Source organism: Maribacter sp. LLG6340-A2, from assembly GCF_045057105.1.
In the GTDB taxonomy this organism is placed as follows: domain Bacteria; phylum Bacteroidota; class Bacteroidia; order Flavobacteriales; family Flavobacteriaceae; genus Maribacter.
In genome coordinates this window covers 1,770,746-1,788,696 of the sequence record NZ_CP159332.1, presented here as the reverse complement: position 1 = coordinate 1,788,696, position 17,951 = coordinate 1,770,746, and the positions used below count along the sequence as shown (strand labels likewise).

The window sequence follows — 17,951 nt, the reverse complement described above, 5'->3', positions numbered from 1 at the left end:
TTACTTTAGTACATTATTGTATTTGCCCGTATTTTTCAATAATTCCGTTGCCGCTAATATGGCATCATCGTTTTTTAGGTAATATTGATATAATCCGTCCCTGTAAAAGTAGCGTTTAACAATTTCATCTTCCAGGTTCTTTTGAATTTCACTTTGGTATTTATCCAAGGCGTTTATTTTACCTTTTTCAATATTGGCTAAAAGATTTTTGTAACTATCCTTGACATCTGTACCCAAAAAATCGTTTTCATTACCGGAGAGTGCCTTTTTAATGGCTATTTCCGCTTTGGTTTCAAATGAGAAATTACTTTGTTTAACATAATTCTTGAACGCATTGAAATCAGCATCGGTAAATTTAAAATCGGTAACCTGCTCAAAATCGTTTTTATAATGAAAATCAGTGGCATAGTCAAAGATGACATTGTTTTGAAGCAGGGCCAAGGTAAGGTCATTGGTTTTGACCGTAGCTATTTCAATATCGGGTAATATACCACCACCGTCTTGAACCTTTCTACCGTTTCTGGTAAAGAAATCATTGAATTGGGTATTTCTTACGGCGTTTCCTCCTTCATCCCTATTCCAGTAATCAAGAGCCTGTATGCAACGACCAGATGCGGTATAATATCTAGAAATGGTAACCTTAAGTTGTGTGCCGTATGTTAATTTCAACGGGCGCTGTACCAAACCTTTTCCAAAACTACGGGCACCCATAACCACGGCCCTATCTAAATCTTGTAAACTTCCTGAAACAATTTCACTTGCCGAGGCGCTACTACCGTTCACTAATACCACTAAAGGGATTTGTTCATCAACTGGTTGATTTTTGGTATGGTATTCCCTATTGAATTTTTTTACTTTGGATTTTGTCGTCACCACCAATTCTCCCTTTGGCACAAATAGGTTGGTAACGTTAATGGCTTCTGAAAGTAATCCACCAGGATTGTCCCTAAGATCTAAAATAATACTTTTTGCCCCTTTTTCCTTAAGGTCCACAAGTGCGGACTTAGTCTGTTCACTAGCTTTTGCATTAAATTTTGATAGTACAATATACCCGGTCTCATCATTGATCAATTTATAGAACGGCACGGCATCTACTTCTATACCCTCTCTTGTAATGGTAGTCGTTTTTACGGAGCCCTGTCTTTTATACGTTACATTAATAGACGAGCCATTAGCTCCTTTTAGAAGCTCACTTGCGTTTTCTTTAAAATCTGCCACCTTGATATCTCCAATTTGAATGATTTCATCACCGGCCTTTAAACCCGCCTTATCTGCCGGATAACCCTCATGAGGTTCTATGATCAACAACTTATCTTTATAGGTACGTACCAATGCGCCTATTCCAGAATACTCCCCTGCATTATTTATTCTATACGTCTCCACATCCTGTTCGTTCAAAAATTTGGTGTAGGGGTCTAACTCTTCAAGCATATTCTTAATGGCGGTATCCATTAACTCTGCAGGGTTGGTCTCATCTACATAGTTCATGTTCAACTCTTTGAACAAGGTGGTAAAAATTTCGATTTGCTTGGCTATTTCAAAAAAATCACTTTTATAACTACTACCTACAAAGAGAAAGGCAATGGCAATGATCGGAACAAGTATTTTTTTACTGAGTATTTTTTTCATTGATCTGTAGCTTAAACTTATTTAAAACGAGCTTCATTTTATGATCTAATTGCTCAAAGGATGGCATATCCTTACCAAGGTATAAAAATAGAAACGCAAAGTTACCCTGCGTATTGTTAAAAACAAGGGCTTTATTAAGTCTATAGGCCTCTCTGAGCAAACGTTTAATTCTATTTCTGTCTACGGCACTTTTAAAATTTCGTTTAGAAACCGTAACGCCGGTCTTAAAGGAAACGGTTTGGGTTGTAACGGGTAAGTAAATCAATTTTAATGGAAAACTGGAAATACCCTTGCCCTCATCAAAAATTTTGGTGATGAGCACTTTACTTTTAAGTTTTTCCTTTTTTCCAAAAGACTGATTCATGTATGGGTACTATAAAAGAAGGATGCCCCTAAAAGGGAACATCCTTAATATTCCTATTAATTATTCAGCTTGCCAAACATTGTTTTCAAGGTTAACATCTGCCATGAGCTGAGAAGGATCAATGACAATGGCTTTGATAGATGACATTGGTTTTTCAATATCAAACGTATAAGTGGGGTAAGCCCAAGGCCAATCTTCCAGAACCGTCCTTTCAATATCTGCATAAGGATTGTCTTTTTCACCTCGCATCATTCTTAGAGGTGCATAAAAAGTTTCTTTGGTATTATCCTCATATACCACTAAAATGTCTATGGGCATAGGCATAAGACCAACTCTTTCTAAAGTTATTTTGGTAGCATTATCTTTGGCCTCTACCTCTTTAATAGTATAATCTATGGTATTTGTAGTTTGTGTCCAATCGGTCAAATACCAATCCAATTCCATCTGTGAAACTTTTTCGGCAACTCTTTTAAAATCATTGGGAACCGGGTGCTTGAATTTAAAGTCGGTATAATATTTACGAAGGGTTTCCATTAATTTATCCTGACCAATGACATAACCCAATTGAGATAAAAATATGGAACCTTTGCTATAGGCAGAAATACCATATGCAAAATTTAAGGCATAGCGATCAGCATAAGTGGTTTGGGGTTGTTCCTTTCCTGAAAGTGCCAAGTTCCTGTATCCTTTGTAAGTTCCTTCAAAAGGATTGTCCTTGTCAGAATCCATAATTTCGCTCATACAAAGTCTAGAGATAAAAGAGGTAAATCCTTCATCCATCCATTCATGTTTGGCCTCATTGGTAGCAAGTATGTGCTGAAACCAAGAATGTGCCAGCTCGTGTGCCATTACGCCAACAAGGCTACCAAATTTACGGTCACCGGTTATTAAAGTGGACATGGCGTATTCCATGCCGCCATCGCCCCCTTGTATAACGGAGTATTGATCATAAGGGTATTCACCAATATTCTTGCTGAAAAACTCCATAGCTTCTACCGTTTTAGGTTGAAGCTTTTTCCAGTTTTCCAACAATTTTGGGTCGTCTTTATAAAAGAAATGTAATGTTGGGCCATTAGGTACTTGTTGAACATCGTGTACATATTCTGGGTCCGCAGCCCACATGAAGTCATGGACCATAGGAGCTTTAAAATGCCAAGTAAGGGTTTTTCCTTTCTGTTTCTTTACTTTGGTTCCCGGGGATTCATAACCATGACCTATTTCATCGGCATTTTGTAGATACCCCGTGCCTCCTACGGTATAATTTTTATCTAGGGTCAACTTTACATCATAATCTCCCCATACCCCATGAAATTCCCTTGCTATATAGGGGTCTGCATGCCAACCTTCAAAATCATACTCTGCCAGTTTTGGATACCATTGGCTCATGGATAGGGCTATATTCTCCTCGCTATTTCTTCCTGATCGCCTTATCTGTAAAGGTACTTGGCCTTTAAAGTCCATGTTAAAGGTAGTCTGTTCTCCTGGAGCTATAGGTTGATCAAGGTCAACGACCAATACGGTACCTTCTTCTGAATAGTTGACCTTATTGCCATCTTGGGTCAAGGAGGTAGCATGAAGATATCCCATTTCAGAATCGGATAGAAGCGAAATCCTGCTTACTTTATCTTCATTGACCATTCTACCGTCTGGATCTGCAATATTCTGTAATCTAATATCCATTTCGCTGCCAGGCTGAAAAGCATTGAAATATAAGTGGAAGTACACACGGTTTAATTCATCTGGAGAATTATTGGTATATACCAATTTTTGGGTACCGGTATATTGAAAAGTCTCTACGTCCATGTTAACTTCCATGGTATAATCTACATGTTGTTGCCAATAGCCGGACTTGTTTTGGGCCGATACGACAACGAGACTTAAAACAGCGAGTAGGGTAAAAATAGATTTTGTCATAATATTGAGTTCGTTTTATAATTTCATTTTTCCTGATGCTACTTGCCCAGCCATAACTAGGGCGTTGTAAGCATTGGCAATTTTTCCAGAAGTGGAAATTTCTTTTAAAGAGGCGCTTTGACTGTTATCTCCGCCCAAAATTACTTTTGATTTTATAGGTAGTCCAGATCGTAATATTATTTGTTTTACCTGTGCTGCGGTTAATGACGGATATTGTGACATAACCAGTGCGGCAATACCTGCTACCGCCGGAGCGGCCATTGAAGTACCTGGTGAAAACTCATATGTATTATTTGGGTAGGTAGAATAGATATCTGTACCTGGAGCAAAAATATCAACATTAATAGCACCATAATTAGAATAGGATGCTACCAATTCCGAACCATATTTAGGGTTAAGGGCACCTACGGTCAATACATTATCCGTCATTTCCGGACCATTGTTTATTTGGTCATTTGGATAATTTCCATTGTTCGGGTCATCTAAATTAGCGCCGTCATTTCCTGCTGCATGTACAAAAAGCACATTGTTTTCCGCTGCATATTTAATGGCCTCATACACCCATTCTGCCTTTGGGGAAAATGATTTACCAAAACTGCCGTTTATGATTCTTGCTCCGTTATCTACGGCATAACGAATGCCAAGTGCAATATCCTTATCATATTCATCACCATTAGGAACTGCCCTAATACTCATAATGGCTACATTATTGGCCACACCGTTGACTCCTTTGCCATTATTGCGTTCTGCAGCTATAATACCGGCAACATGCGTTCCGTGGCTTTCATCATCTACCCTGTTTTTTGGGTTTCCGTTGCCATAATCAGTATCTGTTATGTCATAAGCATTGTCACCAACTACGGTTCTACCATCAAAATCTTTATTAAGATTATAATTTAGTTGTTCCGTATAATGCTTAATACCGTTTTGCAATTCCTTTAAAACATCTGGTATGGCATCCTTTATACTGAACATTTGATTTAGGATGGCTTTGTTTCTCTGCATTGCCTCGCTAGTTGCCTCAATACCTGCAAGATCCTCTTTAGTATAAACGTCTTTTTTCAAATAGGCTTTAACTTCTGAGTCGGCATTTTTTACAGCTTGATATATCTGCTCATATTGTTGTTTGCCCTGTAAGGCTTCATTATATTTTTTATCCAATTCTGCCTTTGCTTTGGACAAGGTTGCCGCATCTCCAATATTTAAGCGTAGCATACGTACAAATTCCAATTGTTCATTGTAAGATTCGCCTAGAAAATTATAACCGTGAATGTCGTCAATGTAACCATTGCCATCATCATCAATATTATTACCGGCCTTTTCTTTAGTATTGGTCCATAGCACACCATCAAGGTCTTCATGGTTTAGATCAATTCCTGAGTCAAGGACGGCCACAATTGTTTTGGTGCCTTTTCTGTTCTTTATTATTTCATCGTATGCTTTGTTGATGCTCATGCCCGGTATTGTGTCCGCAACCAGGTCTAAATGTCCCCAGTTTTTCTTTTCATCATCTGTTAGGTCAGAAATTTTTAGAGGGGTAGCATCTATGTTTTCAACAGGGGTAAGAATTAATCCGCCACTAGAAGCAGGGCTAGTACTGCCACAACTTGTAAATAAAGTGACCAAGGAAATAATTATCAGGGGTTTAAAATATGTATTTGTCATATATACGTAATGAAATTAGTTTTAAGAGTTAAAATTAGTATTGACCAAAAACTTCCTGAAAGGTATACGTTTGGTCCAGTCTCACACCTCTGTCGGTGTGTTTTAAAGTACAAAGTTGGTTGTGGGCATCATGTTCAAAGAAAAGATAGTATTGGTTTTCCACGGACTCATTTAAAAAAAGTTCCTTTTCGTTCATAGTTAATAGCGGCCTAGTGTCATAACCCATTACATAAGGTAATGGAATGTGCCCCACGGTAGGTATTAGATCGGCCATAAAAACAATGGTCTTTTCTTGATATGTAAATTGTGGCAACATTTGTTTTTCTGTATGACCGTCCACGAAGCGAATATCAAAACCTAATATAGAATTGGACATAAAGTTAGAGTCTGAACCTTCTATAAAATGTAAATGACCACTTTCTTGCATAGGAATAAGATTTTCGGTCAAGAAAGAAGCCTTCTCCCTAGGGTTTGGTTGGGTTGCCCATTTCCAATGGTTTTCATTGGTCCAAAATTTTGCATTTTTAAATGCCGGTTCATAACCCGTTCTGTCCTTGTTCCATTGTATAGCTCCACCGCAATGGTCAAAATGTAGGTGGGTCAAAAAAATATCGGTAATATCATCTCTATGAAAACCATGTTCTTTTAATGACTTGTCCAAATTAAAATTTCCCCAACGGTTGTAATAGCTAAAAAACTTATTGGACTGTTTGTTGCCCATTCCGGTATCTACCAAAACTAACCGATCACCATTTTCAATTAAAAGACTGCGTGCGGCAATATCGATAAGGTTATTGGCATCTGCAGGATTTGTTTTCTGCCAAATGGTCTTGGGAACAACACCGAACATGGCCCCTCCGTCCAATTTAAAGTTACCGGTTTCTACAGGATAAATTTTCATAAAGGGCAAAATAATAAAAGCACATGAAATGATAAGATTATTAAGAATATATTATCATTTATGTTCTTGGGCCAAAGAAGGTTATTTGGCTTTTAAATGGCCAAATTTAGTAGCTTAAAAAGCTTTGTTAAGCTTCTTTTAACAGTAGCTCCGCAAGGTTATGGTGAGCTAGTGGTTTTGAAAGATGACCCTTTATAAAACTATATTTTTCCGCTTTTTCACTATCTACGGGATCTAGTGAAGAGCTTAAAATGAATATTTGTGGATGTATTTTAATTTCTTCGGGCAATTTTACATACTCGTCCAAAAATTCAAAACCGTTCATTCTAGGCATTCTAATGTCCAAGAATATTACATCTGGATGCGTTTCTGGAGTATTGACAATACTTTTTAAATAGGTAAGGGCATCTGTTCCAGAAGATTTAATGATTATAGAGTCTACACATTTTTCTTTTGAAATGATTGCCTTATTGATAAAGTTATCGACGTCGGAGTCATCTATTAGCAATACGGAAAGTGCTTGATTATTTTTTTCTTGATTCATTTGGTAATTTTAATGTAAAGATTGATCCTTCTCCCAAGGATGATGTAACATTGATCGTGCCGTTTAATTTTGTCATAATCTCTTTAACGATAAATAAGCCTATACCGGTACCCATAATTTGGGATGATATTCTATAGAACATATCAAAAATACGCTCTATTTGCTCCTCTTCCATTCCAAGACCATTATCCTTGATCACTATGATCCCTTCCTTTTTTGAAGTAGTGATATCTATCCATATTGTTGGGTTGTTTTTAGATGGGTCATGATATTTAATGGCATTGGAAATAAAGTTATTCAATAATATTGAAATTCTTTTTGTATCCGAAGCAAAAGGTATTTTATCATTGATAGTAACGTTAAATTTTATGTTTTTCGTGTTTTCTAGGTACCAAAAAGTATCTATGGAGCTTTCTATAAGCTGATTAAAAGAAATAGGCTCTTTGCTAACCTCTAAATGTTTGTTTCTTGAATATGCTATAATATCCCTAATAAAATCATCCAACCTGTTTATTGATTTTTCCATCATTTTTAGATTGGTCAATAATTCTGGGGATTTATTTTCCGATATACTAAGGTCAATAAGTCCCAAAACGGAAGTAAGTGGGGCCCTTAGTTCGTGCGAAGCACTATACACAAAACTATCCAATTCTGAATTGGTTTTTTTAAGCTGCAAGTTTTGTAATGCTAAAGCGTCTTCAGCATCCTTACGTTTGGTGTCATCTATTAATGTCGCCAAATAATTTTTTTTGTTGTTGTAAAAGAGTGGCTCTATAGAAATTAGCAAGGTTTTTCGTTTACCATTGGCCAAGGTCACTTTAAACTCATGATTTTTTAGTCGCCCCTTTTTATTAAAATTAGACCATAATTTAATTCTTTTTTCATTATCGTTTTCATCCATTATAATGGCCCCGGACTCTAATACGGTTTTCCCTATAAGATCATTCTTTTTCAGGTTAAAGAATGTCAGCACGGTTGAATTTGCTTCTAATACCTTTCTATCAGAGTCAATAATAAGCAAACCCATTAAATTATTTTGAAAGGCTTTTTCAAATTTCTCCCGGCTTTCCTTCAAAGCTTCTTCTGCCAATACACTGTTGGTAATGTCCATAGCTGTTCCATGATACCTTATGGGCTTTCCTTTTTTGTCATATACTAATTCTGAAAAAGCAAGAATATATTTAAAGGTATTATCCTGTAATAAAACTCTGTACATACTGGGAGAATTACTTTCTTCACCCATTTTTACGTTTAAACGGTTTTCCAATAAATATCGGTCTTCTACATAAATAATATCCTTGACCATGTCAACCGTCATGACGGTGTTGGGCTCTACCTCATGAATGCTATACATTTCTTTAGACCATTCTACGATATTACCTTCCATGTTCCAGTTCCAATACCCAAACTTTCCTATTCTAATGGCGGCGTTCATTTTAGACTGTAAGTCAATGATTTTGTTGTCCGCTTCTTTTTGTTTTGTAATATCGATTACGGTTCCCCTATACCGTATAGGCTTATTGTTTTCATCCTCAACAACTTCCATTTCTACCAAGACATATTTAACAACCCCATTAGCGTTAATGGTTTTGTACGTGAAATTGTTGGCCGCCTTATCGGTACCTAATTGTTCTAAAATTTTATTGTGGTGGTCAAGGTCGTCCGGATGGATTAAATTTTGAACCATTTTGTCTGTAATTACAGTTCCTGGCTTTACATCGTAAATCTCATACATTCTCTCAGACCAATCAATAATACCGGTTTCTAAGTTCCAGTCCCAATACCCTATTTTAGCTATGCGTATAGCCGTATCCATTTTACTTTTAAGTTCAAGTATTTCAGATTGGTTTTTCTTATGTTCGGTCAGGTCAAAGGCAATATAACCCACGGCAATTGGGTTATTTTGTTTATCACGGATCAAGAAACTGGAAAGTTCTAAGGGTATAAGCTCCTTGGTTTTGAAGTTTTTAAACGATATTTCACCGGTCCAAATACCATTTTCAAGAACTTCCGGTAAAAGACTAGACTTAACAACACCCTTTTGATCAGTAGGGAAATAATCTAGAATACTTATATTAGAAATGTCATCCTTAGGCGCAATATTTATTAATTGTTTACCGGCCTTGTTCACATAGATAGATTTTCCTTCTAAGGTTGCCAATCCAATAAAACCGGGACTGTTCTCAACCAAGGCTATTAATTGCTGTTTTTCAAGTTCTGCCTGTTTTTTCTTGGTAATGTTTCTAAAATATATGGACAGACCATCTTTTGAAGGATACAAATGGTTCTCTATCCAGCTATTATGTGAGGCATGATATTGTACAAAATGGGTATACTCCTGCGTTTTCATGGCATTGGTAAAAACGGCATAGGCTTCTGAGTCTTTGAAAGAAGGATAGACTTCCCATAAATTTTTACCAATCATTTTCTCTACATTCATGCCAACAATTTTTGCTGCTCGGGCATTAATGCTCTTAAACCTCCAATCCTGATCAAAAGAAACGAAAGCGTCAGATATACGTTCTGTCAACTGCCTGTATTCTTTTTCTCGTCGACGAAGATTTACATGTGCTTTTTTAGTATCGGTCTGATCGATAAATGTAGAAAGACATAAATTTCTATTCTCAAATTCAAATGGTTCTACAGAAGCCAATACATGCAAGATTTTCCCTGTTTTATCTATAATGTCTACCTCCATTTTATCGATCCTATTGGCATGGACCAAAGAAAAGGTTGGTGAATCCTCGTTAGTAAGATCTTCGTTGTCTACAAGCCCCAGTTCGGCAAAAGATTTTCCTTTAATATCTTCAAGATGATATCCGGTCAATGTCAGAAAGCAGGTATTGGCATCAACTAAAAGTTTGTTTTCATCCCTAATGGTCATACCAATAGTACTATTGTTAAAGGCCTTACTAAAGATTTTTAAATTGTTCTGTGCTATTTTTTCAAGGTTTTTCCTTTCTGAAACGTCTCTAACTATGCCTTGAACGGTGTTATCGGGTAAAACTTTGGAACTAATTTCTCCGGAAAACGTACTACCGTCTTTACGGATCATATTCCTTTCAGAAACAAATGGTTTTTCCTTTGTTATTTTATGGTAGCGCAAGGGTAGTTGGGCCAAATCTTCTGGAGAAACCAGGTCATTAAAGTTTTTTTGTAGTATTTCATTTTTGGTATACCCAAACATTAAGACACCCGTTTCATTGATGTCAAGGATTTCCCCAGCTTTATTTGAAACAACAATACCGTCGGAAGCTTGTTCCACTAAGGTTTCGTACTTCTGTTGGTTTTCTTTTAATAAGTTGACTTTTTCTTGAACCATTTGGTTCAGTTTTATGGGTTGGCGGGTTATAGACCAAACAAAAGCGCCGCAGATCAAGGAAAAGATTAGACCTAAGATAGACAGAGGCCAAAAATTAGTGTAGGAACGGTAATTGTTAGATATTACATAGAGTTTCCATTCTCCCTGTTGGGTGGTTATAGGTACATTTATAGCATTTTCAAGCGCAATATTTTGAGAAGAATAAAAAACCTCTTCGGTATTGTCATCATTTATTTTTGCCAGCTGATATAATAAATCGGCATTGTCTTGAGAGGATGTTTCTATAAGGTCAATGATAGTGGATAATTTCATGACGGCCGCCGCAAATCCAGCAAAACCTTTGTCATTATAGATAGGCTTTCTTGATACAAAGCCAACTCCCCCTTGTTTTAATCGAATAGGGCCAATAGTAAAGTGGTCGTCTATTTCTTTACTTAATAAAGCTCCTTTTTTGGCAACGGAATCCTTAAAAATATTAAACCCTAAAACCTCATTTTCTTGTAAAGGATAAACATGGGTAATAGTTCCTTCCCCGTTAACAAGTTCTAAAGCGTCTACATGGGCATTATTGCTCAATAAAAACTTTGAAATACTATCAAAGTTTTTAGGTATACCGTAATTTTCAACAATATACGATAGTGTTTGGGTAGTTAAATAGCTTTCTCCTATGGCAAGATGAAGGTCGTCTTTTAACTTTAATGCCCTATTATGAACACGTTGTTGTTCCTCTTTTAAACGTAATTGAACTCTTTGATATATAAATGCTTGAAGAACTATGAAAGAAAGCAGAAATACCAAGAACCCAATTAAGAGGGGTTTTTTAAATATGGAAAAGCGTTTTTTTTCAAACATTTAAGAATGTTTTGAAATACCAAATAGGTTCTGCCAACATGTTAACCATTCATTAATAGGATGTATTACGTTTGGGAGAACGTTAGTAAAGTTAAAAAATGATTTTAAACTACAGTTAAATTCTACAAATTTTGTAAGACAAAGCGGATTAAGGCGAAATAGGTCTTTAAATATTACTTTAAAAAAATATGGCTGCCTAGCTATTTTTAATGGCAACGGTTAGTAGTATGTAACAAATTGAATTTTTAGACTAGATTCTTCAAACTAGAGTAGCTCTAGTCTTGGGTACAAACCTTTAAGGACATCTTATTATTTTTTATCGGTTCAAAAATGCTAGGTTTAGGTTTAGACTTTATAGTATTTAATACCGTTAAATTGTTATTTTTAACCAAAATACAGAATATGCTAGAACTGGCAGGAATTATAATTTTGGGAATACTCGCACAATGGGTGGCATGGCGTTTAAAACTTCCTGCAATTTTACCGTTAATTCTTATTGGTCTTTTGGTAGGGCCTATATCTTCTTTATATACAGAAGATGGTTCAAAAATAATAGAACCTATTTGGAACGGGGCCAAAGGGTTGTTTCCTGGAGAAAGCCTATATTATTTTGTGTCATTGGCCATAAGTATCATCTTATTTGAAGGAGGTCTGACCCTAAAGCGATCAGAAATTAGAAGTATTGGCCCGGTAATCACAAAATTGATAACCTTAGGTAGTATAACCACTTTTTTTGGTGCCGCCTTTGCCGCCTATTTTCTTTTTGGCCTATCATGGCAATTATGTTTTTTATTTTCAGCACTGATTATTGTGACCGGCCCCACGGTAATAACCCCGATCTTAAGAAATATACCCCTTAAGAAAGATGTGTCCGCAATATTAAAATGGGAAGGTATTCTTATAGATCCAATAGGCGCCTTGGCCGCAGTATTGGTATATGAGTTTATTAGTGTAGGTGAAGGTCAGGCGTATACGATGACAGCACTTATAGAGTTCGGGAAAATTTTATTGTTCGGCTTTACATTTGGTTTCACTTTTGCCCATGCCTTGACAATTTTGATAAAGAAGAATTTTATACCACATTATCTCTTGAACGTAGCTACACTCTCCGTAGTACTTGGGGTATTTGTTATGTCAGATATATTTGCCCATGAATCTGGTCTTTTGGCGGTGGTGGTTATGGGTATGGTTATGGGGAATACGGAGCTGCCCAATATAAAAGAATTGCTATACTTTAAGGAATCGCTGAGCATATTATTGATTTCTATATTATTTATCCTATTGTCTGCCAATATAAATATTGCAGACCTACAATTAATATTTACTTGGAAGACCATTGCATTGTTCTTAAGCATTGTGTTGATTATTAGACCTCTTGGCGTATTTATAAGTTCCATAGGTTCCAATTTAAAGTTTAATGAAAAAATGTTCATTAGCTGGGTGGGGCCACGGGGTATTGTAGCGGCAGGTATAGCCTCATTGTTCGGTTCAAAACTTTTATCCAAAGGAGAGCCGGGGGCAGAGTATATTACCCCATTGGTCTTTATGATCGTTTTAGGAACGGTACTTTTAAATGCCACTACCGCGCGTATTTTCGCAAAATTTGTGGGCGTGTTCTTAAAGAAATCAGAAGGTATTTTAATTTTGGGAGCCTCTAAGGCGTCAAGGTTAATTGGAGATTATTTACACAAGAACGATAGACATGTGGTATTGATAGACAATAACCAAACCAATATTGACAAGGCCAGTAAACTAGGATTAGAAGCGTTCTCTGCCAATGTATATTCCGACAATCTTACTGACAATATTGAGCTTAACGATATTGGCTATTTAATGGCACTGACCGGAAATTCCGATATTAACAAATATGCCATAAACAAATTTCAAGATGCATTTGGGGAAAACGGCTCCTTTAGATTGGTAGATGCAGATGAAATGAACGATCCGGAGAAAAACCCCAAGGAAGGACTATTCTCTCATACGGATGATTTTATTAAACTAGCGGAAGCCGCCCGAAAATTTCCTGCCATCCATGAAATTGAATTACATGATACGGAACATTATGAGGGCCTCATAGAAATCACCAAGGCGGACAATGATATTGTACCTTTATTTTTAAAGGATCCTGAAGGCGATATACAAATCATTACGGCTTTTAGTAAAGACTTTACAGATATCCAAAAAGGGTACAAATTGGCCTATTTAGGTAAAATGTTCCCTACAGATGATTCTGAGAAAAAGGACGAAAAGAAAGAAAAACGTTAATCGTTCAATTTTAATACGGCCATAAAAGCTTCTTGCGGTATTTCTACATTACCCACCTGGCGCATTCGTTTTTTACCTTTTTTCTGCTTTTCCAAAAGCTTTCTTTTACGGGAGATATCACCACCATAACATTTGGCGGTTACATCTTTACGTAAAGCCTTAATGGTTTCCCTGGAAATAATTTTTGAACCAATAGCAGCTTGTATAGGAATATCAAACTGTTGTCTAGGTATAAGCTCCTTTAATTTCTCGCACATTTTCTTGCCAATAGTGGTAGCGCTATCAAAATGTATTAATGCAGAAAGCGCATCTACGGTTTGCGAGTTTAATAAAATATCTACACGCACCAGTTTGGATTCACGCATACCTATTGGGGTATAATCAAAAGATGCATATCCTTTGGAAACCGTTTTAAGTCGGTCATAGAAATCAAATACAATTTCTGCCAAAGGCATATCAAAATTAAGCTCAACACGTTCAGTCGTCAAATAGGTTTGGTTGGTAATTTGCCCTCTTTTTTCTATACATAGGGACATAACGTTGCCAACAAAATCAGACTTGGTAATAATAGTAGCTTTAATATATGGTTCTTCTACACGGTCTATAGTAGAGGGATCAGGTAAATCACTAGGATTGTTTACAATTAAAGGTACATCTGGATCTTTTCTTGTAAAGGCATGGTAACTTACGTTTGGTACCGTAGTGATTACCGTCATATCAAATTCACGCTCCAAGCGTTCCTGTATAATCTCCATATGCAGCATACCCAAGAACCCACAACGGAATCCAAAACCTAAGGCAGCACTACTTTCTGCGGAAAACACCAAGGAGGCATCGTTCAACTGCAATTTTTCCATGGATGATCTAAGCTCTTCAAAATCCTCTGTATCAACAGGGTAGATACCTGCAAATACCATAGGCTTCACATCTTCAAACCCGCCTATAGGATTCTTTGTAGGGTTGGCAGAATCGGTTATCGTATCACCAACTTTTACTTCCCGGGCATCTTTGATTCCGGTAATTAAATAACCTACATCACCGGCCTTAATTTCTTTTTTAGGATGCTGTATTAATTTTAGCGTACCTACCTCATCGGCAAAGTAACTTTTATCGGTAGCTACGAACTTTATCTTTTGCCCCTTTTTAATAGATCCGTTTACGACCCTAAAGTAAGTTTCCACTCCTCTGAACGGGTTGTATACAGAGTCGAACACCAAGGCCTGCAAAGCTTCGTCAGGATTACCTTTTGGAGCAGGAATACGCTCTATAATAGCACTTAAGATTTCTTCAATACCAATACCTGTCTTAGCACTTGCAGGAATAACTTCCTCTGCCTTACAACCTAATAGATCAACAATATCGTCTGTAACCTCTTCTGGGTTGGCACTTGGTAAATCTACCTTGTTCAAAACAGGAATAATCTCAAGGTCGTTCTCCAATGCCAAATAAAGGTTAGATATGGTCTGTGCCTGTATACTCTGTGCAGCATCTACTACCAACAAAGCTCCTTCACAAGCTGCAATGGAGCGAGATACTTCATATGAAAAATCAACATGGCCGGGAGTATCAATTAAATTGAGCACATATTCCTCACCTTCGTATATATAATCCATCTGTATGGCATGGCTCTTAATGGTAATTCCACGTTCTCTTTCTAGATCCATACTATCCAATAATTGCTCTTTTTTTTCACGGTCCGTAACAGAGCCGGTAAATTCCAAGAGTCGATCGGCCAGGGTGCTCTTACCATGATCAATATGCGCAATTATACAGAAGTTTCTAATGTTTTTCATAGCAGTAAAATAATAAAAAGGCCAAAACAACAGGAGTATATTCGCTGTTCATATTTAGCGATTGCAAATATAATCTAAATTAAAGCGCTAAACTTTGCCCTATTGGTCAATTTAATGTATTTAGGTTTCTTTTTGGAATATAGGTTTTGCAATTGATAACAACGATTTTTTAATTAGATTTGATATATAACCCCAAGTTAGCATTGAAAATACTACTGACCACTTTATTGATTGCATTGGGCATATGCCAAAGTATACTTGCACAAACCTTTGAGCTAAAGGGAAGTATAAAGGATCAAAACGAAAAGCCCATTCCGTTTGCTTCGGTTTTTCTGTTGCAGGTTTCAGATTCTGTTATGGTAAAGGGCACTTCTGCAGATGAGGAAGGTGTTTTCTTAATGGAGAATATTAATGAGGGCCTTTACTTTTTACAGGCATCCTATATTGGCCAAAGTTCAGAATATCTGGCATTGGAGATTTTTAGGGACACAAAAATAGGAGCTGTAATAATTCATCAGCAAGCAGAACAACTTAATGAGGTAACTGTTACAAGCAGTAAACCTGTAGTTAAAAGGGAAGTTGACCGTATTGTTTTCAATGTAGAAAACACAGTCATTTCTCAGAATAGTTCATGGGATATTCTTAGGCAAACCCCGGGTGTAATTGTCATGGGCGATGCTCTTAAAGTTCGTAATAGAGCTACTACAATTTATATCAATAACCGTAAGGTTCAATTATCTGAAGAAGAAGTTAGAAGTCTGTTGGAGAATTACAAGGGCGAGAATATAAAATCTGTTGAGGTGATGTATAATCCGTCTGCTAGTTATGATGCCGAGGGCGGATCAATATTGAATATTGTTACCAGTAAAAATGTATCTGTAGGATATAAAGGCGATGTAAATGTTGGGTATACACAAGGAGTTTTTCCTAAATACAATTTTGGAACCTCTCATTTTTACAAAACTCAAAAATTAAATGTAAACGCAAGCTATAATTTTGCTCCTAAAAAAGAATATAAAGGATTGTTGAATACCGTTAACTTTATGGATGACACAGGTGTATTTTCTATGTGGGACACGGATTTTGACCAAACAATACGTACCAAAGCACATATTGGGGCGCTTACTGTTGATTATGATGTAGATGATAGAAATAAGATAAGTCTTACCACCAATGCTCAGTTGCAACCAAAACGGGATGCCGAATATTTTCAAGAAACCATAATCAGGAACGGTGCCGGTATGGTAGATTCTACTTTTACCACCAATAGCTATCTAGACGAGAAAAAGAACAACCTTTCGGGCGACATTACCTATAAGCATACATTTAAAAATCAAGGTAATTTAAATGTAAATGCCCACTACACGTATTTTGATTTAAATCGTAGCCAAGACGTAGGGTCTGATTACTTTTTGCCAGACGGATCGTTTATTCGTGATTTTGATTTTTTAACGATTGCAGACCAGCAAATAGACATAATTACGGCACAGTTGGATTATAACAAGTATTTTGGAAGTACTTCGTTCGAGACAGGTGTCAAAGGTTCATTTATAGACTCTAGAAGTACCTTGGGTTATTTTTTACAGAATAATGGTACGGAGTTTATTCCTAATTTATCTGATGACTACACCTATGATGAAAGTGTATATGCCGGTTATGTGAGTTTCTCAAAGGATTGGGAGAAATGGAGCATTAAATCTGGGCTAAGGGCAGAGCAAACCATTAGCACAGGGGTTTCCTCAAATGTTACCACGATCAATAATCTTGAATACTTGGAGTTTTTCCCATCGCTTTATGTATTACATACCATAAATGAGAACCATAGTGTTTCTTTTGATTATTCCAGAAAGCTTAAACGTCCTAGATATGATGATTTAAACCCATTTAGAACCTATATTAACGAACGCACTTTTGAAGAGGGCAACCCAAATTTAATTCCAAATTTTAGTCATAATTTCAATGTAAACTATACCCTGCAACAAGAGTATTTTTTTGACTTTTATTATAGAGATAATGGCAGGTATATTTCAACATTGACCTTTCAGGACAATACTAATTTAGTACTGAAGGACGTAACCCAAAACGTATTAAAAAGTACTTCGTACGGCTTAGATTTCACGTATGGAAAATCTATCACCAACAATTGGTATTTGTATAGCTATATATCTCTTTTTCATGAAGACGAAACGTTTATGGCGATCGAGAGCAATGAAAATTCCTTTGCCCTTGAATACAACGGGGCCTATATAGACCTTACCAATTACCTTACGCTGTCCAAAGACGGTACCTTTAAAGGTGAATTGGGCTTTGTATATTTATCAGGGTATTTACAGGGCTCATATATTCAAGATGAGTTAATGAATTTAACGTTGGGCCTTAGAAAATCCTTTAAGGACAATAGAATGGTTCTTAGCCTTAGTGCCAATGACCTTTTAAATCGTTACAACACCTATTTTACATCCAATTATTTAAATCAGGACAACAGGTTTCTTTCCACCCCAGAAACCCAATATGTAAAAGTGGGGTTCACCTATAATTTTGGTAATTTCCGTTTAGAGGATAATCAACGGGATATTGAAAAGATAGAGCGGGAGCGCTTGGACAATTAATATGGAATAAATTTTTGCGAATACCTCAATTTTTCCTGTTAATATTTTAACATTTCTGTCAGATATTTCCGATTTACTTTCCTATTTTAGTGG

General features: G+C 36.6%; 10 protein-coding genes. 2 read left to right on the top strand and 8 right to left on the bottom strand.

Annotation, left to right across the window (positions count from 1 at the left end; translation table 11 throughout):
• From ABVM52_RS07665 to ABVM52_RS07635, 7 genes are all read right to left on the bottom strand, one after another.
• Window positions 1–1,629, bottom strand: a complete 1,629-nt coding sequence (locus tag ABVM52_RS07665) for a S41 family peptidase (RefSeq protein ID WP_405384826.1) — start codon at window positions 1,627–1,629, stop codon at window positions 1–3.
• The gene (gene rnpA / locus ABVM52_RS07660; RefSeq protein WP_405384825.1) at window positions 1,610–1,993 is read right to left on the bottom strand and encodes a ribonuclease P protein component; all 384 of its coding nucleotides are present in this window, start codon (window positions 1,991–1,993) and stop codon (window positions 1,610–1,612) included. The genes ABVM52_RS07665 and rnpA overlap by 20 nt, the downstream gene beginning before the upstream one ends.
• A 60-nt stretch (window positions 1,994–2,053) precedes the next feature.
• Window positions 2,054–3,907: a M1 family metallopeptidase gene (locus tag ABVM52_RS07655; protein ID WP_405384824.1), complete on the bottom strand. Its 1,854-nt coding sequence runs from the start codon at window positions 3,905–3,907 to the stop codon at window positions 2,054–2,056.
• 15 nt (window positions 3,908–3,922) lie between these two features.
• On the bottom strand, window positions 3,923–5,572 hold the full coding sequence (locus ABVM52_RS07650) for a S8 family peptidase (RefSeq protein ID WP_405384823.1): 1,650 nt from the start codon (window positions 5,570–5,572) through the stop codon (window positions 3,923–3,925).
• 34 nt (window positions 5,573–5,606) lie between these two features.
• Window positions 5,607–6,473, bottom strand: coding sequence for an MBL fold metallo-hydrolase (locus tag ABVM52_RS07645; protein WP_405384822.1), 867 nt, complete (start codon window positions 6,471–6,473; stop codon window positions 5,607–5,609).
• Between the two features lie 127 nt (window positions 6,474–6,600).
• Window positions 6,601–7,017 (bottom strand): response regulator, encoded by a 417-nt coding sequence (locus ABVM52_RS07640; RefSeq protein ID WP_405384821.1) that lies wholly within the window; start codon window positions 7,015–7,017, stop codon window positions 6,601–6,603.
• The gene (locus tag ABVM52_RS07635) at window positions 6,998–11,191 is read right to left on the bottom strand and encodes a PAS domain S-box protein (protein WP_405384820.1); all 4,194 of its coding nucleotides are present in this window, start codon (window positions 11,189–11,191) and stop codon (window positions 6,998–7,000) included. The genes ABVM52_RS07640 and ABVM52_RS07635 overlap by 20 nt, the downstream gene beginning before the upstream one ends.
• A 402-nt stretch (window positions 11,192–11,593) precedes the next feature.
• Here ABVM52_RS07635 and ABVM52_RS07630 point away from each other — a divergent pair, with 402 nt between their 5' ends.
• Window positions 11,594–13,456 carry a cation:proton antiporter gene (locus tag ABVM52_RS07630; protein ID WP_405384819.1) on the top strand — a complete coding sequence of 621 codons (1,863 nt, stop codon included), beginning with the start codon at window positions 11,594–11,596 and terminating at the stop codon, window positions 13,454–13,456.
• Here ABVM52_RS07630 and lepA read toward each other — a convergent pair.
• A complete protein-coding gene (gene lepA / locus ABVM52_RS07625; RefSeq protein ID WP_405384818.1) occupies window positions 13,453–15,249 on the bottom strand; it encodes a translation elongation factor 4 in 1,797 nt (598 codons plus the stop codon). The two genes, ABVM52_RS07630 and lepA, sit on opposite strands and share 4 nt — an antisense overlap.
• A gap of 203 nt (window positions 15,250–15,452) precedes the next feature.
• Between lepA and ABVM52_RS07620 the strand changes: the two genes are divergently transcribed.
• A complete protein-coding gene (locus ABVM52_RS07620) occupies window positions 15,453–17,858 on the top strand; it encodes an outer membrane beta-barrel protein (protein ID WP_405384817.1) in 2,406 nt (801 codons plus the stop codon).
• Window positions 17,859–17,951 lie beyond the last annotated feature (93 nt).